This is a genomic window from Trichococcus flocculiformis, from assembly GCF_900113645.1.
In the GTDB taxonomy this organism is placed as follows: Bacteria; Bacillota; Bacilli; order Lactobacillales; family Aerococcaceae; genus Trichococcus; species Trichococcus flocculiformis.
This window is the reverse complement of sequence record NZ_FOQC01000002.1, coordinates 16,428-41,289: the sequence shown is the minus strand read 5'-3', so window position 1 is coordinate 41,289 and position 24,862 is coordinate 16,428. Positions and strand designations below refer to the sequence as shown.

Below are 24,862 nucleotides of genomic sequence, written 5' to 3'. Positions count from 1 at the left end.
GAAAGAATCGGACAACCGTAGAACGAATGTAGTGTTCGTTGTCCGATAACCCGAAAGAATTGGACAACTACAAGTAAAAACGCAAAAGCAGCCAAGGGGACTCCCCTCGGCTGCTTTTGCGTTTCTACAAATCTACAAATCTACAAATCTACAAACTAAACTGTTTATTTTTCTCCACGAAGGCTTCGTTGTGAGAGGACACCATCGCGTGCTTTTCAGCGGTGGGGTTCAGGTATTGTTTGACGCTGTTCACTGCGTTCACGGCATCCTGGAAGGTGCCGACCAACAGATTGACTTTGCCCTTGTAGGCGATCGCATCGCCTGCCGCGAAGATACCGGGGTGGCCGATCGTGCTGTCGGGGCTGCCCTCGATGAAATGATTGTCATTGAACTGGAGTCCCATCGCATCCCCAAAAGCGATAGCCTGTTTGCTGGCGAAGCCGTGGTTGACGATGACCGCATCGGCAGCCACAGTCCGATGCTCACCGGAGACCGAAAGGGAAATGGCTTCGATCTCGCCTTGGTGGTTGGAACGGAACGAGCGGATCTGCGTTTCCAGAAGCAGCGTGCCGCCGTTGTTGCGGAAGGTCTCCACGCTGTGTTCATGGGCGCGCAGTTCAATGCTGCGGCAAGCAAGCGTCACTCCGTTTGCGATGGCCAGCAATTCGTTCGCCTGCTCGAGCGCTGTGTTTCCGCCTCCCGAAAGGAAAACTTCCTTGTTGCGGAACGCATCCAGGCTGCTAGGAATGTAATGCAGATTCGTCCTTTCGAACTGCTCCGCACCGTCCACCGCCAACCTGTTCGGCGTGATGATGCCGCTGCCGTATGCAAGGATCACCGCTTTTGTGTAATGATGGTCGCCGTTGCTGGCCCTGATATCGAAAATGCCGGCGACTTTGGTGATCTGGCTGACTTCCGTATTCAGACAGACGGTCGGGTGGAACGTCAGACCTTGCGTGATGCAATTGGAAAGGAACTGTTTGCCGGTGATCGGCGTCAGACCGCCCACATCCCACAAGATTTTGTCGGGGTACAGGTTGACTTTGCCGCCGAGGACGGACTGGGATTCGATCAGCTTCGTCTTGAGATTGCGCAAACCGCTGTAGAAAGCACTGTACAGACCCGAAGGCCCGCCACCGATTATCGTTACGTCAAATACTTCGTTCAAAAGACCACCTCATTTACTGTTGACTAATTGTATGTTATGAATGATAATGGAATAAATTATAAATGAGAATGATTCTCATTATCAATTAAATAATTTTTATTCAAAAATGTCAAGAACGATCCGGAAATGGATCGCTTCTGCAAGGATAAAGAAAGGGGAATGAAGGCATGTGCAGCCTGAAAGTTGAGGAGGTGCAAATCAAATACGACAAGCAGATCATTGTGAAAAATATCTCAGTCACCATCGCGCCGCAAAAAATCACGACAATCATCGGGCCGAACGGTTGCGGCAAATCGACCTTGTTGAAGGCGATGTCGCGCATCCTGACTTGCTCGAGCGGCGACATTCTGCTGGACGGCGTTTCGATCTTTACGATGGATACGAAACAGTTGGCGAAACGGATCGCCATCCTGCTGCAGCGTCAGGAAAACCTCTCCGGCATCACGGTCGAGGAAATCGTCTCGTACGGAAGGTTCCCGCACCGGAAAGGCTTGAGGGGACTGGGCAGCGAGGACAAGGAAATAATCGATTGGGCCATCGATAAGACGCAAATCGACGAGTTGCGCTTCCGCTACATCGATGAACTGTCGGGCGGACAGCGGCAACGGGTCTGGTTGGCGATGGCCTTGGCGCAAAAAACCGACATCATCTTTTTGGATGAACCTACGACCTATCTGGACATCAGTTACCAACTGGAAATTTTGGAACTGCTGAAGAAACTGAATGAAGAGGAAGGTTATACGATCGTGATGGTGCTGCACGACATCAATCAGGCATCACTCTATTCCGACCATATCGTTGCGCTCTCGGACGGCAATGTCGTCTGCCAGGGTTCAGCGGAGGAATTGGTCACCGCAGCAAACATCGCGGCCATCTTCAATATCCGCCCGACCATCCAGCCGGACGCAAAGACAAAAAAACCAGTCATCATCGGGTATGAATTGATAAAAAAAGGAGAATGAACATGAAAAAAATAAACAAACTATCACTGACAATGTTATTGAGTGCCGGCTTGATTTTGGGGGCCTGTTCCGCTACGGACACATCCGATGAGACCAGCGAAAGTGCAGCAACCGAAACGGTGACGTACACAACGGTCGACGGCGAAGAAATCGCGGTTCCCGCAAACCCGGAACGGGTAGTGGTGCTGTCGTCCTATGCTGGGGATCTCATCAACTTCGACATCAACATCGTCGGCGTGGATGCTTGGTCAGCCGGTAACCCGAATTTCAGCGAAGGTCTTTCAGGCGTCGCAGTCGTTTCGAATGCCGACGTCGAAAAAATCCTCGAATTGGAACCGGATCTGATCATCGGCTTGGACAACATCGAAAATGCCGACCAATTGTCGGAAATCGCGCCGACCGTCCTGTTCACATACGGCGAACTTTCTTACTTGGATCAAATCGTGGAAATCGGGAAAGTAGTCAACAAGGAAGAGGAAGCTGTCGCGTGGGTAGAGGAATTCCAGACCGAAGCGCAGGCTGTTGGAGAAGAAATCAAGGCAGCAATCGGCGAAGATGCAACAGTAACAGTTGCCGAGAACTTCGAAAAACAGATGTACATTTTCGGCGATAACTGGGCACGCGGCACGGAAATCCTTTATCAGGAAATGGGCCTGAATATGCCGGAAACGGTCAAAGAGAACGCCTTGGATGCAGGTTATTATGCCATTTCCGAAGAGGTGCTCGGCGATTACATCGGCGACTACCTGATCTTGAGCTTGGCCGCAACCGATCCGGAAACGAGCTTCTTGGATGCTGAATGGTTCCAGAACATACCGGCCGTGCAGAACAACCAAGTGTTTGTGGCGGATGCCGAGACATTTTATTTTAATGATTCGCTATCTTTGGATTACCAACTGGACTTCTTCGAGGAATCCTTTTTAGCGGAATAAGAGGGGACGATTGCAGTGATTAAACGGAAACGAAAGGCCTTCGGAATCTATCTGGCAGTGACTGTCTTGTTGCTGATCGTGGCAGCGGTCCTGGCGCTTTACACAGGAGCGGCGGATACGGATTGGTCGGACCTGTTCGAAGCGCTCATCGGGGAAGGCGGCGGCGATTATTATCTTGTCCTGCGGGGCATCCGCTTCCCGCGCATCCTGGGTGCCTTCTTCGTGGGAAGTTCCTTGGCTGTTGCCGGAGCGATCATGCAGGCGCTGACGCGGAATCCGTTGGCCGATCCTGGGCTTTTGGGGCTGACTTCCGGAGCGAACATCGCGGTGGCCTTGGTCTATGCCTTTGCTCCGCAGAGTTCCTACCTGCTCGTTTCCATTGCCTGTTTCGTGGGTGCGGGTTTGGCGATGCTGTTCGTGTACGGTCTCAGTAATGCGACCAGAAGCGGACAATCACCCTTGAACCTGATCTTGATTGGAGCAGCCGTCTCGTTCTTTTTCCAGGCCATCGCGGACGGGATCGCGATCTGGTTCCGCATCTCCAAGGACGTTTCGATGTGGACTTCCGGCGGCCTGATGGGTGTCGATTGGAATATTTTGAGCATCACCCCGGTCATCGGACTGGCGCTGTTGTTGAGCCTGGTGTTCAGCGGCCAGTTGACGGTGCTGAGCTTGGGCGAGGAAACAGCGATCAGCATGGGACAACGGACCAATCTGATCCGGACCGTCCTGATTCTTTTGATCACTTTGCTTGCGGGCAGCGCGGTTGCCATCGCCGGCAATCTCGCTCTGATCGGCTTGATGATTCCACATGTCGTGCGCAAGATGGTCGGGCAGGATTACCGCAAGATCATTCCGTTGTGCATCACGGTCGGCGGGACTTTCATGATCCTGGCTGATTACATCGGCCGCACGGTCGTCAGTCCTTTCGAAATTCCCGTTGTGGCGATCGTTTCCGTGATCGGCGTGCCTTTTTACGTGACAATCGCCAGAAAAGGGGGAATCCGAGCTGTTTAATGAATGGAATCTAACTTATCGGAAAAAATTGTGGCTATTCCTCTTTTTGTTCGTGGTGGCTTTCCTTGCGGCCTTGTCCATGGGTTATTCGTCGCTTCCGTTGGACCGTATCCTGCAGGTCTTGTCAGGTAACGGGGTTTTTAAAGAAAACTACGTCTTTTACCAGATCCGCTTGCCCCGGGCTTTGGTGTTGACGATGGCCGGCGCCTGCTTGGCAGGTGCCGGTATCATCCTGCAGACCTTGAGCAACAACGACCTGGCCGACTCGGGCCTACTGGGCATCAATTCCGGTGCCGGTCTCGGCGTGACGATCTTCTATCTGTTCGCGGGCGAAGGCATGCTGCAGTTTTCTGCGGTCCTGCCGCTTGTCGCTTTCATCAGTGCGCTGGTGGCTGCCTCCACGGTTTACCTGCTCAGTTTCAGCCGCAGCCATAAACAGCATGCGATGCAGCTGGTGGTCATCGGAGCGGGTATCTCCTCCGCCTTTTCGGGTTTGATCGTCCTGCTGATGTCCGCTTCTGACCGGACCGACGTCAGTTTCATCGCCGCCTGGATGTCGGGAAACATCTGGGGATCGACTTGGCCGTTCGTGTTCACAATCCTGCCTGGTTGGCTGTTGGCGATGGGTGTCCTCTTCCTGAAGGCCCCGACGCTTAACATTCTCGCGCTGGGTGAGGAGGCAGCTATTGCCTTGGGATTGAAGCTCCGGAACGAAAAATTGATTCTGCTGCTTTGTGCGGTCGCCATCGCCTCAGCGGCAATCTCGTTGACCGGCAACATCGGCTTCATCGGCCTGATGTCCCCGCACATCGCCAAAAAGTTGGTCGGCAAACGGCATGAACGCTTCAGTTGGATCGCGCTCTTGGTCGGGAGCAGCATCCTGTTGATTGCCGATGCGATCGGCCGCACAGTGATGGATACCGCTTTTCCGACGGGTATCGTCGTTTCTCTTATCGGAGCGCCTTATTTCCTGTATTTGCTGTTGGGGAAAATGCGCTGAGGATCGGTCCGCTGTCGGGCGAGAGCCTAGGCCGGTGACGGAAATACCCGAGAGTTCAAACATCTGTCGACTGATCGGATACCGAAAACATCAAAAAACGCGCCATCAGCCGGAAAAGGGCTGGCTGGCGCGTTTTTTTACTTTCATAAAGTAGTCTTACTGAAAAGTTTCCCTGCGGTAAAGAGGCTTGAAGCAATTATCAATCCCGTAATCAGCAGCGGATTCAGAAGGTCCTCAAGCAGCAGTGTCCCTTGCAGCATATCCATCACACCTGCAGCCTTCACGAAGGGTCCAACTGTGATGGGACTAGCTCATCCTGTGCTATAATAAAGCAAAGATACCAGAACAGCCAACGCTGTCAGAGGAAGGAAAATTGAATGAATCCATTGTTTAAATTGATGCTCAAGTTGATGTCGTCACCAAAAATCAACATGCAGGAAGATTACGCCCGCGTCCGCAAAGTGCAGCAGATTTTGGCTCCAAAACCAAAAAAGGGTTATATCATCATGGATCACAAAATCTATTCGGAGGACCGTTCCCATGATATTCCCGTGCGTGTCTTCTATCCGAAAGAGCATCTGTATAAAGAACCCTTGCTCTTTTTCCATGGCGGTGGGTGGGTCATCGGTGACATCGAAACCTATACGAATGCCTGTATCAATATGGCGGATCTGACCGGTAGAACGGTCTATTCTGTCGATTATCGTTTGGCGCCGGAGCATCCGTATCCGGCAGGCCTCTATGATTGTTACCGGGTAGCGGAAGTATTGCTGAAGCATCTGGAAATGAGCGGCTTATCGGATGAAAAAGATTTGATTCTGATCGGCGATTCAGCCGGTGGGAATTTGGCCGCAGCCGTGTCTTTGCTGCTCCGTGATAGAGGTCAAGCGACGCCAATCAAACAGATTTTGTTGTATCCGGTCACCTATTGGGATCATTCGGAAGCTTCTCCTTTCGAATCGATCCGTACGAATGGACAGGATTACGGACTGACTGCCAAAAAAATGGAAGAATATATGGCGCTATACCAGCCTGATCCTGAACTTCGTAAAAATGAGTATGTCGCACCTTTAATGGCTGAAAATTTGTCAAATCAGCCGGAAACGTTGGTGATCACAGCCGAATTCGATCCGTTGCGGGATGAGGGCGAAGCCTACGCGGAAGCGTTGCAGAAAGCCGGCAACAAGGTGCAGGTTCATCGCGTGAACGGTATCGTCCATGGCTTCATCACCTATCCGAAGACGGCCGAATCGGTTGAAGAAGCCTACGAAGTCATCAATGCGTTTCTTAATGCATAAGCCAAGAAGCTCGTTCTATAGAAAAGAAGGAAGAAAGGAGGGGCAGCAGTGAACCGAAAAAAGTGGGTACGTTTGGATAATGCCTCCAACATATTTTTAGCGGCCATGACGAACAGTGATACGAAGGTCTTCCGCATGAGTGCGGAATTGATCGATTCAGTGGATCCGATCCTGCTTCAGCGGGCGCTCGATGAGGTCTATGAAAATTATGTGCTGTATCATAGTGTTTTGCGGCGCGGATTTTTCTGGTATTATCTGGAAGAAAGCGATCTGAAGCCAAAAGTGACGGCCGACACGTTACCTCCTTGCGCACAAATTTATCATTTTGATCGGAAGGAACTGTTATTTCGAGTCTTCTACAACCAAAATCGGGTTCATTTGGAATTGTTCCATGCCTTGTCGGACGGAACCGGTGCGCTCTGGTTTTTCGAGGATCTGTTGAAGGCGTATATCATGCTGCGGCACCCCGAGGCTTTTGAAGGCCTGAGTGCCGCGGCGCATGACCGCTTGAACCATCAACTGGAGGACAGTTTTGCGCACTATTTCCGCAAGAATAAGAAACAGAACTTTACTGACGCGGCACAATCCGCCATCCGTTCCTTCGCTAAAGTCAGTCAATTGGCTGGAAAGAGCCCATCGCAAAAGAGTGCCTTGCCTGAGGAAAATAAGCAGAAGCGGCCGGTGCACCAGTTCCGCGGCAAAAAGACGCCTGACAACCGGCCACATGTCATCGAATTGGAGCTGCCGGTCAAGGATGTGCTTGCTTTGGCCCGGGAGCAGCAAACATCGCTGACCTTGTATCTGACTGCAGTATTTATGCTGGCTGTACGCAGAGCCAGTCCCGATTTTAAACCCGGATCGGCTATGGCTGTTTCTGTTCCGGTCAATTTAAGGCAGTTCTTCCCGTCCAATTCTGCCAGGAATTTTTTCAGCACAACTCGCCTGATCTATACCACAAATGAACAGGACAATACGGATGATATTGGCGCAATAGCCCAAACCCTGAAGGAGCAGTTCCAGCAACAGATTACACCGGAAAGCTTGGAGGACAAGCTGAGGACATTGATTGCCTTCGAGTACAGCCCCTTCACGCGGGTGGTCTTCCGACCGATCAAAGACCTTGTTCTGAAGCTGGTCAATTACGTCAGCAACCGGAATTTGACGATTGCGATCTCTAATCTAGGAAAGGTCACGTTTCCTGATCCGATCGACGGCTACATCGAAAAAATGTATTTCCACACTTCAGCGGTCCGTCCGCAATTTTGCGCCATCAGCCATGGAGACCAGCTGACCGTCAGTTTCACCTCACCATTTGTCGAATCCACGATCGAGGAGCAATTTGTCCGGATTTTGACCCACGCAGGCATAGACGTAACTGTCGCAGCGAATAAGGTCACAAGTAAAGATTTGGAAGGTGAGTTAGAATGAGATATTGCCATCACTGCAACGCGACCATCAAGGGAGAATGGGATCAATGCCCCTTGTGCCAAACGACATTGGATGAAGCCGCCGATCCGGTGCTGCCGGATCCCTATCCGAAGATTCCGCTGCGGTTCAATAAGGAAATAGTCTGGAAATATTTGACCTTGATTTCCTTCGTTCTGATCATCGCCTTTCTGCTGATCGAATTGATCTGGATCGGACGGATGGAGAATCTGCAACTTGCCCTGTTCGGAATCATGAGCATGTGGCTTTCGGTTTTGATTCTGATCCGGAAACGTAGGAATATCGCAAAAGGCATCGTTTATCTGATTGTTTCCTTATCGCTCCTATGCATTTATTTGGATTACCTTACAGGATGGAGCGGTTGGTCGACTACCTACGCTGTTCCGATCATCTGCAGTTTTGCGATCATATCCTTATATATCGCGGTTCGCCTTGTCAATTTAGGCGTCAGGGATTACGTGCTGTACTTATTGACAGCCGCCTTGTTAGGGCTTTTGCCGGCACTGTTCCTGACACTGGATTGGGTGACGACTTCATTGCCTTCAAGTCTGTCGGTGATGATGAGTGCAGTCACCTTGGTCATCATCCTGCTCTATCACGGCGGAGAGATTTGGCGCGAGTTGGAGAAACGGATGCATGTTTAAGATAACGAAAAAACCCCGTGTTTGGGGTTTTTTGTTTGGATGAAGTTGTTATTCCGTCGCGTAGTATTCGTCCCAATAGCCGTAAACATAAGTATTTTTGATGCGCCATTGTTGGAAACGTATCGGCACAACAAAAGAGTAGAGGCCCAAAGTCAGGACTGAAAAAAGAGTCCATTTCAGCAATAAAAGCCACAGATCAAAGGATTTTCCGACAAAATGCAATTGGCGACCTTCGATGTAGGTATGCCTGGCGACCCATCTTTCCCGGTGGCAGAAAGCCCAAGGTGTAGCCAGTCCGAGAGTGAAAAAGCCCGCGAGAAAACTGACAAGCATCATACCCAAATACTCCAATAGTGTCCCAGTGAAATAAGAATCGTTATGATGGCGCAAAATACCACTCCTTCATTTCTGTTTACCTATATATTACGGTAATCATTTCAAATAGTTTCTATCAATATAGTGAAAACATTTAGCAGATGCACTTAAATATTGCTCTGATGAAGCAAATACGATACGCTAAATACAACTATCATTTTGACGAAACGCGAGGGACAAATAATGACAAATAAACTAGCGCTCATCACTGGCGCAAGCTCCGGTATCGGTCAGGAGTTCGCTAAGAAGCTGAGCCAACAAGGATACGATCTGATTCTGGTTGCGAGGCGTGAGGATCGACTTTTGGAAATCGCCAAACATTTGTCGACCAAAAGTGAAATCATCACAGCGGACTTGGCTAAGGCGGAGGAATGCTACCGTCTGTACGAAGAAACGAAGGGCAAAAATATTTCCATGCTGATCAATTGTGCCGGTTTCGGCGATTTCGGCGCGTTCACGACGACCAGCCTGGACAAGGAACTGGAGATGATCGATGTCAACATCAAGGCGGTTCATATTCTGACCAAGAAATTTCTGCCGGATATGATCGCAAAAAATGAAGGTTATATTCTGAATGTTGCTTCGGTTGCCGGACTGATGCCAGCGGGGCCTTACATGGCAACTTATTACGCAACCAAAGCCTACGTAACAAGTTTCACCTCTGCAATCGCTGAAGAATTGGAAGAGAAGAAGAGCAACGTTTACGTCGGTTCGTTATGTCCGGGGCCGGTAGACACAGAGTTCAATAAAGTAGCTGATGTGAAGTTCAATCTGAAGGGCATCACTTCTGAATACTGCGTCAATTATGCCTTGGATAAAATGTATAAACGCAAGAAAATCATCGTTCCGACGATGTTGCTGAAGGGAGCGCTCTTCTCGTCGAAGCTGGCGCCGCGCAACTTGGTCGTGCGCCTGACGAGCAGGCAGCAAAAGAAAAAACAAGGATAATGAATGCGGGAGGCCAGCTAGCGCAAGCGAAGCTGGCCGAAAGAAACCGAACTGGATTCAGCTGTTTTTCTCCGGTGAGTTCTGATGCGGCCGGAGGAGACGCTTAAATGGGGCTCCTGAACTCAGGTGAAGCAATCTTCACCTGAGGAGGCAACCCGAAACCAAGTTTTCCTCCGGCGAAGCTCCTCTTGGCCGGAGAACACGAGCAAAAATGATAGCCGAATTTCCGCCGTAGCCCTGTAAGCAGAAAAAAATAACGTCCAAGCGACCAGTGTAACGCTGCTGGCCGCTTGGACGTTATTTATCGTGCTTCATCGAGAAGCCAGCAGACTACGGCCTCCCGTTTGGTGCCTAAGCGTTTTCTTGGTAAAATAGATACAAACGGGTGGTGGAACAAAATCAGCTGAAAAAGCCGCTGCCTTATCCCAGATTAGAAAGCGTGCCGGTGAAGGCGCACGATCTGGCCGGCCTGAAATTTGTGAAGCAACATGTCCAAACACCGATAGTGGCCGACGAGAGTATTTTTTCCATGAAGGATGCCCTCCATATAATCCAGACACAATCAGCCGACCTCATCAACATCAAACTGATGAAAACCGGAGGCATTCACGAGGCCCTCAAAATCTGCACCGTGGCGGAAACCTACGGGGTGGATTGTATGATCGGTTGCATGCTGGAAAGCAAGATTTCGGTCAGTGCAGCGGCCCATCTGGCAGCCGCTAAAAACTGCATCACGATGGTCGACCTCATTGGGCCGTCGTTCTACAAAATCGAATCCTATGAGGGCGGTCCGCTGTTCACCGGAGGCACAATCAAGCTGGGGGATGCGAACGGCATCGGCATCAGTGCCTTTCCGAAGGCCCATTTCAAAAAGCTTGTAGTCATAAAATAAAAGATTTTTCCAGAGCGGTCATGGAAGGGGATTTCCATGAAGTTGAGGGAGTTCTATGTGAAGCGAGCCATCGGTTTTGTCATTGTTATGCTTCTTGTACTGATTATTTTATTGGTAAATAAATATCTGCTGCATCTTTTCTGACAAATACAAAACCCCTTTCGGAAATAAAAATTATTCCGGAAGGGGTTTTTGGGTTGTTCTAGATCAAACCAACTTTTTTCATGGCTGCGGCCAAACGGTCGATGACTGCTTGATCGGCATCCGTCAAAGGCAGACGCATCGGTCCGACATTGAAGCCCAACAATTGCATTCCTGCTTTGACTGGAATCGGATTCGGCTCCACGAACAGGCAGTCGATCAGTTCTTTGTACTCGGCCTGCATTGCTGCAGCTTTTTTGATGTCGCCATCTAGCCAAGCGTGGGTCATTTCGGCTGTAGCTTTCGGTGCGATATTGGCAAGGACGGAGATGACGCCTTTTGCGCCCAAGCTCATCAGCGGGATGATCGTGTCATCGTTACCCGAGTAGATGTCCAAACGATCGCCCAAAAGACGCAGGTTGTCCACTGCCTGGCCGAAGTTGCCGGTAGCATCCTTCAACGAAACGATGTTGTCGATTTTCGCCAACTCCACCAAAGATTCTGGGGTAATATTCTGACCGGTACGGCCAGGCACATTGTAAAGGACGATCGGCACTTTCACGCTGTTGGCGATAGCTTTGTAATGTTCAATCAAGCCTTTTTGCGATGTTTTGTTGTAGTAAGGGGTGACGCTGAGGATTGCATCCACACCCGTTGCTTCGACAGCGCGCGTCAATCCGACGCCGTGGCGCGTATCGTTGCTTCCGGCACCGCCGATGACGGGTACGCGGCCATTGACTTTTTCGACAGTGAAGCGGATCAGATCCAGCTGTTCCTCATCCGTCAGCGTGGAAGCCTCTCCGGTTGTTCCTGCGATAATGATCGAGTCGGTTCCGTTCGCAATCTGGAACTCGATCAGTTCTTCCAATACCTCGTAGTTGATTTCTTGGTTCTCCGTATCTTTAAACGGCGTAACAATAGCGACGCCTGAGCCTTCAAAAATAGCCATGCTTATCTTCCTCCTGAATTCTGTGTTTTATTTATGAATAGACAAAAAACGACTATGAGCAAATGGTCTCATAGTCGTTCAAAACAGGCTGCTTAAGCTGAAACATTGCATCCAGATAGTGAATTCCACCAATTTGCCCCAACGTGAGAAGCTCACCGAACAAAGCTGGGCGGCTTTGTCCGACAGTGCCAGATTTATTCAACCTTGGCCCCAATACAGAGTATTTCGGCAGCAACACCTTTCAGGGAACCCCTTACTGATTGTTAACCGCGACCTCTTCATCACATCGAATCGTATTTTGTTAACTCCACACTATCAAATACAAATCAGTCTGTCAATCATATTCTGAGTGGATGCTGAGAAAATGCTTTGAAAAAAATGGCAAAAAAGACACATTCGGTGACAGTGCATCCGGATTCTCCGGGAAAGCATATGCGCCAGCAATGTGATAAAATCAGGTTGAGGGAACGCTTTCGAGGGAAGTCCAGAAAGGGATTCCGGGATGTTTTGTTGCAGGCCATCCGCGCAGAGTTTGTCTCCAGCGCACCGGCAAGGATTTGAGAGGACGTGAAAACTTATGAAGATAGAACATGTTGCAGTCTGGGTGGATGATTTGGAGTTGATGCGCGATTTTTATGTTCGTTTTTTTGACGGAAAGGCTAATAAATTATATCGGAATCCTGAAAAAGACTTCCAATCTTACTTCATTACCTTCCGTGAAGGAGCCCGTTTGGAACTTATGAAGAGGATGAATGTCACGGAACGCTATCCTTTTGATATGCTGGGCTGGGCGCATCTGGCTGTCTCCGTCGGCAGCAAGCAGAACGTCGACTTTTTCACCGACAGGCTCATCAAAGCGGGGTACACATGCAAAAGCCAACCGCGCGTGACGGGGGATGGCTACTACGAAAGCATGTTCCTTGATCCAGAAAAGAATGTAATCGAAATCACCATCTGAAAGAACTATGAGGCCGAAAATCAGGGGGGCTGCCATGATGAAAAGAAACCATCTATTTGCCGATCAAACGAAAGCAGGAAGGGATATGCGCAAAAAGAGGACGCGCTTTCTGATTGCTGGAGCGATCGGTACCAGTATCGGGTTGACAGCGGGTTTCCTGTTACGTTGGGAATTGGCCCCTTTGATCGGTTGGGACAGTGCCGCAATCATTTTATTGTATTTGCTGTGGAAGGATTTTCATCCTCATGATGGGACGGAAACGGAACGGATTGCGCAAGAAGAGGATATCCAATATTCGACGATCGATTTTTTTGTCCTGTTGGCATGTTTGATCAGTATTGGGGCTGTCGCGTTGATGTTGACCACCCAAGAACGCAGTTTCGAGACAATCGGATTTGGCCTGTTCAGCATCGTACTCTCCTGGACGACGGTGCATGGACTCTATATGTTGCGGTATGCGGAACTGTATTATCGCGATGTGAACGGCGGTGTGGTTTTTGAAGGGACCGAGAAACCTAATTTTTGGGATTTCGCTTATCTGGCGTTCACAATCGGGATGACTTATCAGGTCTCCGACACGACTTTTACGACACCGGAATTTCGTAAGGCTGCGCTGGGGCACGCCCTGTTGTCCTTCATTTTCGGGACAGCCATCATTGCCACGACCATCAATTTTGTCGCTAGTTTGAGCAGATGAAGGAGGAGTTTATGCATGTTTTTTAAATCATTTTTTGATCCGCACATAGCGCAATTTTCCTATTTAGTGGGGTGTCAAAAAACGGGAGAAGCCATTATTATCGACCCCCTGCGGGCCTTGGATGATTACATCCAGGCAGCCGAGGATGAAGGATTGGTCATCACTGCAGCCACGGAAACGCATATCCATGCCGATTATGCATCCGGTCTTCAGGAAAGCGGAAGGCGCTTAGGTGCCAAACTGTATGTATCGGACTTGGGCGGGGATGACTGGCGCTATCAGAATTTGCCTGAAGGTAGTGTGCTGCTGCAGGATGGGGACATCATTTCTGTAGGGAAAGTCAAACTGGAAGTGGTGCACACGCCGGGACATACGCCAGAGAGCGTGTCATTTGTTTTGACGGACATCGGCGGCGGTTCGGACATTCCAATGGGAGTGTTCACCGGCGACTTCATCTTTGTGGGCGACGTTGGACGGCCGGACTTGCTGGAAGAAGCTGCGCATATGCAAGGGACCACTGAAATCGGAGCAAAAGCGATGTTCCGTTCCTTGCAGAAAATGGCTGACTATCCGGACCATCTGCAGATTTGGCCGGGACATGGCGCCGGCAGCGCCTGCGGAAAGTCGCTGGGAGCCGTTCCGATGACCACTTTGGGCTACGAAAAATACAACAACTGGGCTTTCCAATATGATGAAGAAACGAGCTTTATCGAGGCGTTGACGCAGGACCAGCCTGAGCCGCCCAGCTACTTTGCACAAATGAAGAAAATCAACAAACGGGACAGCGGCGCCTATGTACCGTATCCGATTTTCCCGCTGCAACAGGCTGGGCCGAATGATAGGATGATCGATCTGCGCGCGAAAGAGATATATCAAACCGGCCATATCGAAAGAACGCTGAATATTCCGTTGAACAAAAAGTTTTTGACTTATGTGGGGTGGTTCCTGGATTACGACGGGCAAGTGACGCTCATCGGAACCAAAGAAGATGCTGAAACAGCTACCCGTCAACTGCAGCTGATCGGGTTCGACCAAGTCAGAGGCTATCTGGATGCCGGGCAAATCGCTGGCGGTAAGATGACTGAAACGATCACCGCAGCAGCCTTCATCGCTTTGCGCCAAGAAAAGGATCTGCAGATATTGGATGTGCGCTCGCAGAGCGAATGGAATGAAGGGCATCTTTCCGACGCCAAACGCGTGCTCCTCGGAAAACTTTTGGAGGCCCCGTTGCCGTTTAAAATGGATGAACCTCTTTACGTCCATTGTCAATCCGGTGTCCGTTCGGCAGTTGCCATCGGCGCCTTGGAGGAGCGGGGATTCAAAAAAATCATCAATATCCTGGGAGGATACACTGCGATCGAAAACAGCCTCAATGGATAGATACAAATGCGCGAGGACCTGCAAAAAGGTAATCAGCACAACAAAATGAGCCGGAAGGAAGAGCTGCAAAAGGCCCTTCCTTCCGGCTGCTTTTTGATTTAAATCGTTTCTATCAAGACGCGGGGAATAAATAGCCAGAATCCCTGTACGATGGTATACTATTAAATGTCGCATTTAGTGAAGTAGACCGAATAGTCCATGAGTTTTGTTAAGAAAGAGGTGTCGGTTGGTTGCATAAAGATCTAACGAAAGAACAGGAACGTGTCCATCGCGTCATTAAAGTCATCAACGACGAAAAAACACGATTGGCCGAGCAAGTAGAAGAAAAAAGTGAAAAGCAAAGACAGCAATTAAAGGAATCCAAAGAGATCAAAATCAGCCAAGGATCCTCAGAGAGCGTCTGGGAATCGTCGGCGGAACTGCGGGCCTTCGAACAGGAACTGATGATTCGCAACAATGAATTACAGAACAGCAATGAGCGTGTCGCAGTATTGGAAAAAATGCAGGATGAGCCTTACTTTGGTCGTATCGACTATCACGATGAGTACGGCAATGAAACCATCTATATCGGGATCGGATCTTTGTTCGAAAAAGATGAGAACCTGATCGTCGACTGGCGGTCACCCATTGCATCGCTTTATTATGAAGGCAGCAAAGGCGAAAAAGTGAAGCTGATGATAGCGGATCAACCGATGACATACGGCGTTGACCTGAAACGACAATTTTTGATCAGACAGGCGGAAATCATCCGCATGATGGACACGGACAATGTCATGGGCGATCCGTATTTGCTGGAAGTGTTGGAAGGACCTTCATCCTATCAGATGGGCACGGTCGTATCCACTTTGCAGAAAGAACAGAACCAGATCGTCAGGGAAACCAAAGCGGCCGTCACGCTGATAGAAGGGGTTGCCGGATCAGGAAAAACAGTTGTCCTGATGCAGAAAATCGCCTATCTACTGTATGCTTTCCGAGACCAATTGAAGTCGGAAGAAGTCGTCCTGTTTTCCCCGAACAAAATATTCCAGGAATATGTTTCCCAAGTGTTGCCTGCATTGGGCGAACTGAATGTGGGGAACACAACCTTCAGCGAATTCATGGAGCGGAAGGTGACCGGATTTTCTTTGCGCACCGATCAAGAGGACAGCTTAGCCAAGGTCACGGTACTGAAGGGCAGCTTGGCTTTTTATGAAGCGTTGCAGAAATACGGCGCGCTCCTGAAGAAACGCTACCTGAAATTCTCGGATATTCGTTTCCGCGGTGACATCATCCTTTCGGAGAAGGAGATCGAGTCGGCTTTCTATAGCATCGAAAGCCAAGGTTCATTGGCCAGCAAATTGGATATTCTCAAAAGACATTTGCTGCAGCGCGTGGAACGCATCCAACAATCGCAAAAAGGCAAGCCATGGGTCGAAAAAGAAATGATTGCCATGTCCGATCTGGATCTGTACCGTTACGAGAAAGAGACCCACAACCAAAAAGCGATGGAAGAGGCCATGACGGCTGATATCCTGGAGGACGCTTTCGAACCGATCGTCGCGAGGATCGAAGCGCTGGCCTTTATCCGTTATAAGAACCAATACATCCATTTCCTGAGAGCCGTTCCTAAATTGCTTTCATTGGATGCTTTCGGCTTGGATGAGGATGAATGGCGCACCCACATCGCTGTGGTTGCGGCACACATGGCAGAGAAGAGCGTGCTGCTTGAAGATCTGGATGCCTACTATAGTCTGCGTTTGTTGCTGAAGGGGCCATCCAGCGACATGAAATATCAATACATCTGCCTGGATGAGGTGCAGGATTTTTCACCTTTCCAACTGCAGATGCTGCAGCATGCCTACCCGAGCGCACGCTTCATCCTGAGCGGCGACTTGAATCAGAATATCCTGAACAGACGTCTTTCCTTTGATGATCTCCGGACCATTTTTTCCGAAAGTACGTTCCGTTCTTACCGTTTGCTGACCAGCTACCGTTCGACGAATGAAATCGTCCGTTTCTCGGAAAGCTTCATCGAAGGTGAAAAACCGGAAGGGACCTATATCCGTTCCGGCAAGAAACCGGAAGTGCTGCTGACCGACGATGGCGGGCTCGATATGGACTACATCAAACAGAAGGTGGATGCGAGCGTCGCTGCCGGCATGCGCGTGGCTTTCATCAGCCGCAATGCGGAAGATGCGGAACGCATCAGCCATGAACTGTCGGCTGCTGGTATTGACTTTAAACTCGTGCAGCAGGATACCGACAACAGCCATCATCCGGTATTGATCATGCCGGCCCGTTTGGCTAAAGGTCTGGAATTCGATGTCGTTTTTGCGATTTGCCACTATCCGGCAAAAGCTGCCCAAAATGAAATGCAGATTCTCTACACAATCTGCACCCGGGCGATGCACGAGCTCTACCTGACTGTTTCCGGGAAGGAAGCCGGCCTGTTGGAACGCGTTGATCCGGAAATTTATGACGTAAGAAAAATGTGAATTTGAATCTGAATAGCCCCGGCGGAATCTGCAGTCCATAAGCAGAATCCGCCGGGGCTATTTTTTTTTGGTGTTGTTGTGGCCGGAAAAGACGGGTATTTCTGAGTCAATACAGGCACATGAGAATACCCCCGGGAGCATATTTGGTGCTTGGGGAAAAGATCCGTGCTATGCTTGAATTACTTTTCGGGCAGAATCAATTCTGCCTCAAAAAAACTGGAAAGGGGTCATCATATTTTAAACATCTTATCAAATCCGGTGGTCATCCCCGTCCTGCTGCTCTTGGCCGGATCGGGAAGCTGGTGGTTACTGACCACCCTCGAAAAAACACGAAGAGCGAAGCTACTTTCCAAGCTGAGCGACGAGCTGTTCCGACTGTTGGCTCTTGCGTTCGGCAGCAATGCCTTGCTTCATTTTTCCGAAGTGATGCGCGCACCTTACCAGGCTTTGCTTTTGACGAAAGAGGCCGTATTTGCGGCTGTGATCATCACCGGAACGTACAATCTTTGGAAACAGTTGCCGAAATTGTTGGCGGATCGCTCGTTGCTGGACGCTCTTTTACAGTTGCTCCTGCTGCTGTTTTCGATCAACCATTTGTTCTATTACAGCCTATATGAGAATCCGATCTCGATCGGGCTGGCCGGATTGGGCCTGCTGTTGTTGCTTGCGGTCACGTTCATCGCCATGCGCAACAGTCTGCTGGCGGTTATGCTGCTGATCGGCGCAATCGTTCATTTTGCTCTGATGAACGGGAAAAGTGTCCTTTATTTTGGTTTGGTTGTGACGCCGGAGCTCATCCTTGCGGCTGTGTCTGCTTTTATTCTTATCGTCTTGGTTAGGGGGAAAGTGCCATCGAAACAGATTTGACCACATGGGTGGCCTTCGCGGCGGGCGCCTTGTCCTTCCTGTCGCCGTGCACGCTGCCGCTGTTGCCATTGTACATTTCCTATATCACCGGCCTGAATGTGAAGCAGATAAAAGAGGATACCTCACTTTCCGTCAGGCGCAACATTATGCTGCACTCGCTCGTCTTTCTCTTGGGGGTATCGGCTGTATACTTCACTTTGGGATTGGGCGTGAGCTATCTCGGCAATCTTTTCAGTTCCGTGCTGACCGGTCCGGTGAGCGTCTTGCTGCAGCGTCTATCTGGACTGCTCATCATCCTGATGGGCTTGACGACAGTCGGCTATCTGAAGATTCCGCTTCTGTTGGGGGACCACCGGAAGCTGAAGATGACGAAAGGCGTCAGCTTCCTTTCGACATTTTTGATCGGACTGGGCTTCGCTGCCGGCTGGACTCCTTGTATCGGTCCAATCTTTTCATCGATCCTGCTGCTGGGGAATGCGATGGGGTCGCCACCGGTGCTGTATCTTCTGATGTACGTGCTGGGTTTTTCGGTGCCATTCCTGCTGGTTTCCTTTTTCATCGGAAGGCTCAAATCCATTTTGAAGTACAGCGAAAGGTTCATGAAAATCGGCGGGTGGCTGATGATCCTGTTCGGCTTGTTGTTGCTTACTGGAAGGCTTGAAGCTTTATCGATCGCTATCTTGAATTTATTGGAAGGGACGCCTTTTGAGCGCCTCGGTTAGGGGGATTTGTTTGTGCAGAAGAAAATAATCTGGTTTTTATTGGGGGCCGCTTTTTTGTGGGTCCTGTTCGATTTCTGGAAAAGCTACTTTGCGGGTACTGAAACGAGCGAAACGGGGACGGTTTCCCATGAAACGGCAGCATCCGAAGCGGTGAAAGCCCAAACAGGCATCAACATCGGACAGATCGCGTACGATTTTGAATTGCAGGATATGGATGGCAATGCGGTGAAACTTTCCGATTACAGAGGGAAAAAGGTCTTCTTGAATTTCTGGGCCAGCTGGTGTCCGCCTTGCAAGGCCGAGATGCCTCATCTGCAGGCATTTTCGGAGGAGCAGGAAGATACGGTGGTGCTCGGCGTGAACGTCACGACTTCGGAAAGCCATCCCGACAACGCGGCTTTGTTTTTGGAGGAAAATGAAATCAGCTTCCTGAATCTTTACGGCACGGAGGAAGTATTCAATCAGTACCAAGTCCAGTCGCTGCCTACCTCTTATCTGATCGGATCGGACGGCAAAATCTACGAGCGCATCATCGGGGCCGTCACAAAGGATATCCTCGAAGCTAAATTTTCGATGATCAAATAGAATGAATGCAAACAAAAAGTGGTCCAACCTCGCATATGCGGGCCGGGCCACTTTTTTTGCATAAATAGGTCAGACGATCTGATAAGTTCCGCGCAAGTCTTTTTCATAGGGGCCCATTTCGGCCAAGTAATCCATCATCGCTTCGACTGCATGCTTTTCCAGATTCTTGTGTTCTTTTCCGAATTTCTTCGGCACACCCTGATTGGTCACATAGCTGACGTTGTACTCTTTATCCGGGATGACTTCTTCGCCGGCGATGAAAAGTTTTTGGACACGGGTTCCTTTTGGATTTTCCAGTTTCAGGTAAGCATGCAAGCCCATCGCCCGCTTCAGGTAGCCGCCCATCTGATTAAATGGGTCCGCTGCGTAGGTGCTCTCAAGGTTTTCTTCCAGCAGAGCGACTATTTCCGAACCAGTCAGGATAGCAGTTGAAATCGGCGGATCCATCGGAATGATCTGAAACAATTCCCTCAGCGTTACCGGGCCTTTCAGGATTGGAACCCCGTAGCGCCAGCCGTTGGAGAAGGCCAGATCTGTTTTCGTGTGGAAAAGGATCGCATCCAAGAGGAAGTTGTCCATCGTTGTTTCGACGCTCCAGCCGCGGTGCAGCACTTTTTTGGTCTCACCGACTTTCAGCTCCAATTTCTCGCGATATGGGGAGAGGGCATCCTCGACCAACAATTTCATTTCGGAGTCTTCCGGGATATCCTCCGTCACCGGAATAAGTTGGTGCTCGATGGATTGAATCACTCCGTCTTCAAGAGTCATTTCGAGTGCGCCAAGGAAAGATCCGTGCGAGCCGGATTGGATGACTGCCGTTTCGCCGACATGGACGATGTGCTCCTGCCGATTATGAGTGTGACCGCTCAGACAGATCGCCACGCCTTCGACCTCGCTCATCAATTTCAGATCCTGCGGGAAACCGAGATGGGACAGGACGATAATCAGATTGACATCTTTTTCCTTCAGTTCCGCTACATAACCCGGCAGTTCCTCGCGCCCCAAAGTTAAAGAAAGTCCTTCGCTGAAATGGGGCGGCATCGTTTTATCGATAATATTACAGGCGATGCCGATCACGCCGATCGAAAGATCGCCGACGGACAGGATTTTGTAAGGAGCGAACGCCAACTTGCCGCTCTCCTTTTCATAGGCATTGATCGCGAGAATCGGGTAGTGAAGTTGTTCGCCGATTTTTTTCAGATTGGCCGGACCGAAGCCGGTGTCCCAGTGGAATGTCATGGCATCAAAGCCGACTTCGTTCAGGACGGGCAGCATGTGCCAGCCTTTCGTAGCGATCGCTTCGTAGGTGCCATGGATCGTGTCGCCGTTATCGAAAACGAGTGTCGGATTTTTGCTGCGGAAATCTTTGATCAGGCTTTGGAGACGAGCATACCCCCCAGCCTTGCGGAACGCTAATTTGTCCCTTTCATAGAACAGTTCGTTGTGCAACTCCAAGTAGCTGTGGGTGTCGTTGATCTGAAGGATCGTCAATTTTTTTTGCATAGTAATCCACCTTTCAGGACGAAATGTGACAGAAGCATTCGTTATATGGCTGCTTCTATTCTAACATTCTGTGCGGCAGATACCGATTGTTATGCCCTGTACGGAACAGGAAGAATCCTGAAACGTAATGGAAAATAATATTTCAACGTAGAACTATGTTAGAATTTGGATATATAAATGGATGGTCGGCAGAGGAGGAACAAGAATTTTGGATGTTAGTGTTGTATTTAGTAGGATGATCATGCTGGTGATGATCATGTTTGTAGGCTATCTCGCGACGGTCATGAAAGTTTTCGACAAGCACGCGAACGCCAATTTTGCAGCGTAGATCACCTATGTCACGGTGCCGGCGCTTGTGATCGCATCGGTGGAAGGTGCAGGCGCTTGTGATCGCATCGGTGGAAGGTGCAGGCGAGGTAGGTACGAAGTCGGACACGCTCTTCGTCTTGTTGACCGCTACCCTGATGTATCTTTTCACGGTCGGATTGGCCAAGTTCAGTCCGAAACTGTTCCGCGCGGATAAGGAAACGGAAGGGATCATCGAGTTCCTGACCATCTTCACGAACAATGGTTTCATGGGATTGCCGGTCGTGCAGGCTATTTTCGGCACCGGCACCCTTTTTTATGCCTCGCTCTACGGCATCCCGAACAACCTGTTGATCTACTCTTTGGGAGTCTTCCTGATTGCGAAAGGCTCGAAAAAGTCGCGGGCGAGCTTGAAAGCGATTCTCCTGAATCCCGGCAACCTCGCTTCGCTGTTCGCGGTGTTCGTGTTCCTGTTCGACGTTAAATTGTCGGCGTCGGTGATGGACACCGCCACCAGCATCGGGAATATCACGTCCCCATTGGCGATGATCATCATCGGCGCGTCATTGGCCGACATCGATATCCTAGGTGCCTTCAAGGAATGGAAAATCTATCTGTTTGCGTTCTACCGCATGATCGTGATTCCGTTGTTCCTCTGGTGGGCTACGAAGGGCATCCTGACGAATCCGACTATGCTGGGGATTCTCGTCATCATTTCGGCCATGCCTGGCCCGGCGATGGCTGTGGCATTGTCGATGCAGTACGGTGGCAACACAGCCTTTTCAACGCGCTACGTCTTCATTTCGACGTTGCTGTCGGTGTTCACGATCCCGCTGTTGGCTGCGCTGCTGTTTTGAGCAGCATAGATGCACAAAGAACGCCCACTCCGCTAACCATACGGAGTGGGCGCACATTCGTTATTTCAAGTTCTTCGTGATGTAAGGATTCAACCAACGATACAAGAGGGTGGACAAGAAAGCCCCGACGAGGCCCTGCGCGATGTTCAACGGGAAGGAAGCAATCGCAGCACCAAAACTGAATAGGATCGTGTCCCCGATGGCGTATCCGATCGCCATCCACACACCGGCGATCACCGTGGCAACCAACGGCTTTTTGTGATCCATTTTCTGGAACAACCAGCCGGCAAAGAATCCTTCCAAACCTTTCACGACAAAAGTAATCGGCGCATAGAAGGCATAACCGGCGAACAGGTCAGCCAACATGCTGCCGAGTGAACCGACGATAAAGCCCGCGCTGCTTCCGAAGGACAGACCGGCCAACAGGAGCACCATGTCTCCCAAGTTAACGTAGCCAAAAGGGATCGAAATGCGGAACAATAAGGTCATGACGACGGTAAACGCTATAAATAAGGCCAAAATAACCAATCTGTAAGTACTATTTTTTTCGGTCTTCATGCAACTCTCCTCCAAGTATTATTTTTTATTATAGCCCTTATGCAGAAGTTTGCACTCTTTTTCTCATCGTTTTCACAATAATTTCCAAAATGATGGAAAAATCAGAAAATCCAATGAAAAGATGATAGAATGGGAATAATTGAGTTTTTAAAGTGAAGGGGTGAAGCATTTGAGTCAACCGAGGGTATTGATTATCCAAGATATTTCCGCCAGTTGTCGCATTTCGATGAACGTGGCGGTGCCTGTAGTGAGCTGCCTGGACAATTGGGTGAGCATCCTGCCGACAGCACTGTTGTCCACCCATACGGGTAAAGAATTTGAAGACTATACCTTTTTGGATCTGACCCAGGAAATGGGAGGCATCCTGCAGCATTGGCAGTCTTTGGGCATCAAGTTTGATGGCATCCTGATCGGCTATCTGGGTTCGCGCCAGCAAATCAACATCGTACGCGATATTATTCATACATTTGCGGCCGAAGATGCCCACATCATTCTTGATCCGGCGATGGGCGATCAAGGCGTGCTCTATCCGGGATTCACGCTGGAATATGTGGATGAAATGGCGGCACTCTGCAATGAAGCGACCGTGATCACGCCCAACGTGACCGAAGCCTGCTTTTTGACCAAACGCCAAATGTTGAAGAAGCCATATAAGGAAGCCGATGTTGCGGAATTATTGGCTGATTTGCGGGTGCTGAATCCGAAGAGCGTCATCTTGACGGGGGTCTCCCTCGAAATGGAAAAAGTAGGGGCCGTCTGCATCAGCCAAGACGAACCTGAAGCGCAGTATACCTTCGCGAAACATTTTCCCGGCCACTATGACGGCGCAGGAGACTTGTTCACAAGTGTGGTTGGCGGTTTGCTTTTCCAAAACCTCCCACTGACCGTAGCCACCGAAACGGCCGTCCACTACAACAACAAGGTGATCGAGCGCACGTTGAAAAGCGGACGCGAACTGCACTATGGCGTCCAATTCGAGACGGACTTGCCGTATCTGATCGAACAGCTGCGCAAATACAAACCAGCTGAATAGAGAAATTTTTTTAAGATTTTTTTCTGAAAGAGGCGTGAGAGAATGAAGATTGAAACTGTAGCCATCATCGGATTGGGCGCTTTAGGAATCCTATACGGAAACCATTTCACGAAAGCCATCGGAAAGGATCGCGTGCGCATCGTCGTCAACAAAGAGCGGATGGCGCGCTATCAGGAACAAGGCATTTCCTTCAACGGGGAGCCCTGTGATTTCCAATACGTCGACGAAAAAGATGCCAGTCTGGAACCTGCAGACCTTGTCATTTTAGCCGTAAAAGGAACCCAATTGGATGACGCGATCGAAACAGCCCGCAACCAAGTCGGTCCGGATACGACGATCATTTCGGTCCTGAACGGCATTTCCAGCGAAGAAGTCATCGGCGCGGCTTTTGGCGATGAGAAGATCGTCCACTGCGTAGCCCAAGGGATGGACGCACTGCGCACCGGCAACGATGTGAAGTCTGTCCATATCGGCGAACTGCGCATCGGCATCGATGCTCCCGAAAAACAGACGCGTTTGGATGCGGTGGCAGCGTTCTTCGAAGAAACAGGTTTGCCGCACGTTGTTGAAGCGGATATCCTCCACCGCATGTGGGCGAAATTCATGCTGAATGTCGGCGTGAATCAAGTGCTGATGGTGAAGGAAGGCACTTTCCGTGACATCCATAAAGAGGGACCAACCCGGGATCTGATGATAGCCGCCATGCGCGAAGTCCTGCCGATTGCCCAGAAGGAAGGCATCAATCTGACCGAAACCGATCTGGAAAATGACTTGGCGATCATCGATGGACTGACACCGTTGGGGATGCCATCGATGCGACAGGATGGCATTGCGAAACGGCCTTCAGAGGTCGAGTTGTTTGCAGGCACCATACTGAAAAGAGCAAAAAAATACGGATTGCCTGCTCCGACGAACCAATACCTTTACGACCAGGTCCAAGCCATCGAAGCAACATACTAAGAGAACGGATTAGCGGCCTTCGCGGGCGAAGGCATAAAGCCCTCGCTAGCGGGGCCTTTTGCTTGGCCGCGGAAGGTTCATGCAGCGCCGGATATTTTGAGCGAGTCCAACCCCGGTGGGGATTTCCTCGCCGGAGCTGAGGCGAGCGCAAAGTCTGCACCTCCGACGAACCATCGCTCGACGGAGGACA

24 protein-coding genes and 1 riboswitch are annotated in these 24,862 nt (G+C 50.1%); of the genes, 19 read left to right on the top strand and 5 right to left on the bottom strand.

Features of this window, described 5'->3' with window-relative positions:
* Positions 1-148: 148 nt before the first annotated feature.
* A complete protein-coding gene (locus BMZ71_RS01155; protein WP_086987929.1) occupies positions 149-1,168 on the bottom strand; it encodes an NAD(P)/FAD-dependent oxidoreductase in 1,020 nt (339 codons plus the stop codon).
* Between the two features lie 167 nt (positions 1,169-1,335).
* Between BMZ71_RS01155 and BMZ71_RS01150 the strand changes: the two genes are divergently transcribed.
* The 7 genes from BMZ71_RS01150 (at position 1,336) to BMZ71_RS01120 (ending at position 8,467) form a co-directional block, all read left to right on the top strand.
* Entirely contained in the window at positions 1,336-2,130 is a 795-nt protein-coding gene (locus BMZ71_RS01150; protein ID WP_086987930.1) for an ABC transporter ATP-binding protein, read from the top strand.
* 2 nt (positions 2,131-2,132) lie between these two features.
* The gene (locus BMZ71_RS01145; protein ID WP_086987931.1) at positions 2,133-3,062 is read left to right on the top strand and encodes an ABC transporter substrate-binding protein; all 930 of its coding nucleotides are present in this window, start codon (positions 2,133-2,135) and stop codon (positions 3,060-3,062) included.
* Between the two features lie 15 nt (positions 3,063-3,077).
* A complete protein-coding gene (locus tag BMZ71_RS01140; protein ID WP_086987932.1) occupies positions 3,078-4,079 on the top strand; it encodes a FecCD family ABC transporter permease in 1,002 nt (333 codons plus the stop codon).
* Between the two features lie 52 nt (positions 4,080-4,131).
* Complete coding sequence (locus tag BMZ71_RS01135; RefSeq protein ID WP_342724056.1) at positions 4,132-5,079, top strand: FecCD family ABC transporter permease; 948 nt, start codon at positions 4,132-4,134, stop codon at positions 5,077-5,079.
* Positions 5,080-5,456: 377 nt separating this feature from the next.
* Positions 5,457-6,377: an alpha/beta hydrolase gene (locus BMZ71_RS01130; protein WP_086987934.1), complete on the top strand. Its 921-nt coding sequence runs from the start codon at positions 5,457-5,459 to the stop codon at positions 6,375-6,377.
* A 48-nt stretch (positions 6,378-6,425) separates the two neighbouring features.
* Positions 6,426-7,805, top strand: coding sequence for an alcohol acetyltransferase (locus BMZ71_RS01125; RefSeq protein WP_245734359.1), 1,380 nt, complete (start codon positions 6,426-6,428; stop codon positions 7,803-7,805).
* Positions 7,802-8,467 (top strand): DUF6320 domain-containing protein, encoded by a 666-nt coding sequence (locus tag BMZ71_RS01120; protein ID WP_086987935.1) that lies wholly within the window; start codon positions 7,802-7,804, stop codon positions 8,465-8,467. Before BMZ71_RS01125 ends, BMZ71_RS01120 begins: the two co-directional genes overlap by 4 nt.
* Positions 8,468-8,515: 48 nt before the next feature.
* Here the strand turns inward: BMZ71_RS01120 and BMZ71_RS01115 are convergent, their stop codons facing one another.
* Complete coding sequence (locus BMZ71_RS01115; RefSeq protein WP_143071382.1) at positions 8,516-8,857, bottom strand: DUF898 family protein; 342 nt, start codon at positions 8,855-8,857, stop codon at positions 8,516-8,518.
* Positions 8,858-9,025: 168 nt separating this feature from the next.
* Between BMZ71_RS01115 and BMZ71_RS01110 the strand changes: the two genes are divergently transcribed.
* A complete protein-coding gene (locus BMZ71_RS01110) occupies positions 9,026-9,790 on the top strand; it encodes an SDR family NAD(P)-dependent oxidoreductase (protein ID WP_086987937.1) in 765 nt (254 codons plus the stop codon).
* 385 nt (positions 9,791-10,175) lie between these two features.
* Positions 10,176-10,682 carry an enolase C-terminal domain-like protein gene (locus tag BMZ71_RS01105; protein WP_086987938.1) on the top strand — a complete coding sequence of 169 codons (507 nt, stop codon included), beginning with the start codon at positions 10,176-10,178 and terminating at the stop codon, positions 10,680-10,682.
* Positions 10,683-10,884: 202 nt separating this feature from the next.
* Here BMZ71_RS01105 and dapA read toward each other — a convergent pair whose 3' ends face one another.
* Positions 10,885-11,772: a 4-hydroxy-tetrahydrodipicolinate synthase gene (gene dapA, locus BMZ71_RS01100; RefSeq protein ID WP_086942264.1), complete on the bottom strand. Its 888-nt coding sequence runs from the start codon at positions 11,770-11,772 to the stop codon at positions 10,885-10,887.
* 140 nt (positions 11,773-11,912) lie between these two features.
* Positions 11,913-12,059, bottom strand: a riboswitch (Lysine riboswitch).
* A 290-nt stretch (positions 12,060-12,349) separates the two neighbouring features.
* Here dapA and BMZ71_RS01095 point away from each other — a divergent pair.
* From BMZ71_RS01095 to BMZ71_RS01065, 7 genes are all read left to right on the top strand, one after another.
* Complete coding sequence (locus tag BMZ71_RS01095; RefSeq protein ID WP_086987939.1) at positions 12,350-12,730, top strand: VOC family protein; 381 nt, start codon at positions 12,350-12,352, stop codon at positions 12,728-12,730.
* Between the two features lie 34 nt (positions 12,731-12,764).
* The gene (locus tag BMZ71_RS01090) at positions 12,765-13,427 is read left to right on the top strand and encodes a DUF1345 domain-containing protein (protein WP_245734358.1); all 663 of its coding nucleotides are present in this window, start codon (positions 12,765-12,767) and stop codon (positions 13,425-13,427) included.
* Positions 13,428-13,442: 15 nt separating this feature from the next.
* The gene (locus BMZ71_RS01085; RefSeq protein ID WP_086987940.1) at positions 13,443-14,807 is read left to right on the top strand and encodes an MBL fold metallo-hydrolase; all 1,365 of its coding nucleotides are present in this window, start codon (positions 13,443-13,445) and stop codon (positions 14,805-14,807) included.
* A 230-nt stretch (positions 14,808-15,037) separates the two neighbouring features.
* Positions 15,038-17,281 (top strand): RNA polymerase recycling motor HelD, encoded by a 2,244-nt coding sequence (gene helD / locus BMZ71_RS01080; RefSeq protein WP_086987941.1) that lies wholly within the window; start codon positions 15,038-15,040, stop codon positions 17,279-17,281.
* Positions 17,282-17,446: 165 nt separating this feature from the next.
* A complete protein-coding gene (locus BMZ71_RS01075) occupies positions 17,447-18,148 on the top strand; it encodes a hypothetical protein (protein WP_143071381.1) in 702 nt (233 codons plus the stop codon).
* Positions 18,145-18,870 (top strand): cytochrome c biogenesis CcdA family protein, encoded by a 726-nt coding sequence (locus BMZ71_RS01070; protein WP_218142751.1) that lies wholly within the window; start codon positions 18,145-18,147, stop codon positions 18,868-18,870. Before BMZ71_RS01075 ends, BMZ71_RS01070 begins: the two co-directional genes overlap by 4 nt.
* A 12-nt stretch (positions 18,871-18,882) precedes the next feature.
* Positions 18,883-19,455 carry a TlpA family protein disulfide reductase gene (locus BMZ71_RS01065; protein WP_086987944.1) on the top strand — a complete coding sequence of 191 codons (573 nt, stop codon included), beginning with the start codon at positions 18,883-18,885 and terminating at the stop codon, positions 19,453-19,455.
* Positions 19,456-19,524: 69 nt separating this feature from the next.
* Here BMZ71_RS01065 and BMZ71_RS01060 read toward each other — a convergent pair whose 3' ends face one another.
* A complete protein-coding gene (locus BMZ71_RS01060) occupies positions 19,525-20,958 on the bottom strand; it encodes a bifunctional metallophosphatase/5'-nucleotidase (protein WP_086987945.1) in 1,434 nt (477 codons plus the stop codon).
* 386 nt (positions 20,959-21,344) lie between these two features.
* Here BMZ71_RS01060 and BMZ71_RS01055 point away from each other — a divergent pair, with 386 nt between their 5' ends.
* Complete coding sequence (locus tag BMZ71_RS01055) at positions 21,345-22,121, top strand: AEC family transporter (protein WP_086987946.1); 777 nt, start codon at positions 21,345-21,347, stop codon at positions 22,119-22,121.
* A 60-nt stretch (positions 22,122-22,181) separates the two neighbouring features.
* Here BMZ71_RS01055 and BMZ71_RS01050 read toward each other — a convergent pair whose 3' ends face one another.
* Positions 22,182-22,679, bottom strand: a complete 498-nt coding sequence (locus BMZ71_RS01050) for an ECF transporter S component (RefSeq protein ID WP_086987947.1) — start codon at positions 22,677-22,679, stop codon at positions 22,182-22,184.
* A gap of 169 nt (positions 22,680-22,848) precedes the next feature.
* On the opposite strand from BMZ71_RS01050, the gene BMZ71_RS01045 reads away from it, so the two are divergent.
* Both BMZ71_RS01045 and BMZ71_RS01040 read left to right on the top strand, forming a co-directional pair.
* Positions 22,849-23,712 carry a pyridoxamine kinase gene (locus BMZ71_RS01045; protein ID WP_086987948.1) on the top strand — a complete coding sequence of 288 codons (864 nt, stop codon included), beginning with the start codon at positions 22,849-22,851 and terminating at the stop codon, positions 23,710-23,712.
* Positions 23,713-23,754: 42 nt separating this feature from the next.
* Positions 23,755-24,672, top strand: a complete 918-nt coding sequence (locus BMZ71_RS01040; RefSeq protein ID WP_086987949.1) for a ketopantoate reductase family protein — start codon at positions 23,755-23,757, stop codon at positions 24,670-24,672.
* Positions 24,673-24,862: the final 190 nt, after the last annotated feature.

What these genes read in the sequence shown, in the direction of transcription:
- BMZ71_RS01150 (WP_086987930.1), top strand. Translation starts at nt 1,336, where the DNA reads ATGTGCAGCCTGAAAGTTGAGGAGGTGCAAATCAAATACGACAAGCAG.
- BMZ71_RS01145 (WP_086987931.1), top strand. Translation starts at nt 2,133, where the DNA reads ATGAAAAAAATAAACAAACTATCACTGACAATGTTATTGAGTGCCGGC.
- BMZ71_RS01130 (WP_086987934.1), top strand. Translation starts at nt 5,457, where the DNA reads ATGAATCCATTGTTTAAATTGATGCTCAAGTTGATGTCGTCACCAAAA.
- BMZ71_RS01120 (WP_086987935.1), top strand. Translation starts at nt 7,802, where the DNA reads ATGAGATATTGCCATCACTGCAACGCGACCATCAAGGGAGAATGGGAT.
- BMZ71_RS01110 (WP_086987937.1), top strand. Translation starts at nt 9,026, where the DNA reads ATGACAAATAAACTAGCGCTCATCACTGGCGCAAGCTCCGGTATCGGT.
- dapA (WP_086942264.1), bottom strand. Translation starts at nt 11,772, where the DNA reads ATGGCTATTTTTGAAGGCTCAGGCGTCGCTATTGTTACGCCGTTTAAA.
- BMZ71_RS01095 (WP_086987939.1), top strand. Translation starts at nt 12,350, where the DNA reads ATGAAGATAGAACATGTTGCAGTCTGGGTGGATGATTTGGAGTTGATG.
- BMZ71_RS01090 (WP_245734358.1), top strand. Translation starts at nt 12,765, where the DNA reads ATGATGAAAAGAAACCATCTATTTGCCGATCAAACGAAAGCAGGAAGG.
- BMZ71_RS01085 (WP_086987940.1), top strand. Translation starts at nt 13,443, where the DNA reads ATGTTTTTTAAATCATTTTTTGATCCGCACATAGCGCAATTTTCCTAT.
- BMZ71_RS01060 (WP_086987945.1), bottom strand. Translation starts at nt 20,958, where the DNA reads ATGCAAAAAAAATTGACGATCCTTCAGATCAACGACACCCACAGCTAC.
- BMZ71_RS01050 (WP_086987947.1), bottom strand. Translation starts at nt 22,679, where the DNA reads ATGAAGACCGAAAAAAATAGTACTTACAGATTGGTTATTTTGGCCTTA.
- BMZ71_RS01040 (WP_086987949.1), top strand. Translation starts at nt 23,755, where the DNA reads ATGAAGATTGAAACTGTAGCCATCATCGGATTGGGCGCTTTAGGAATC.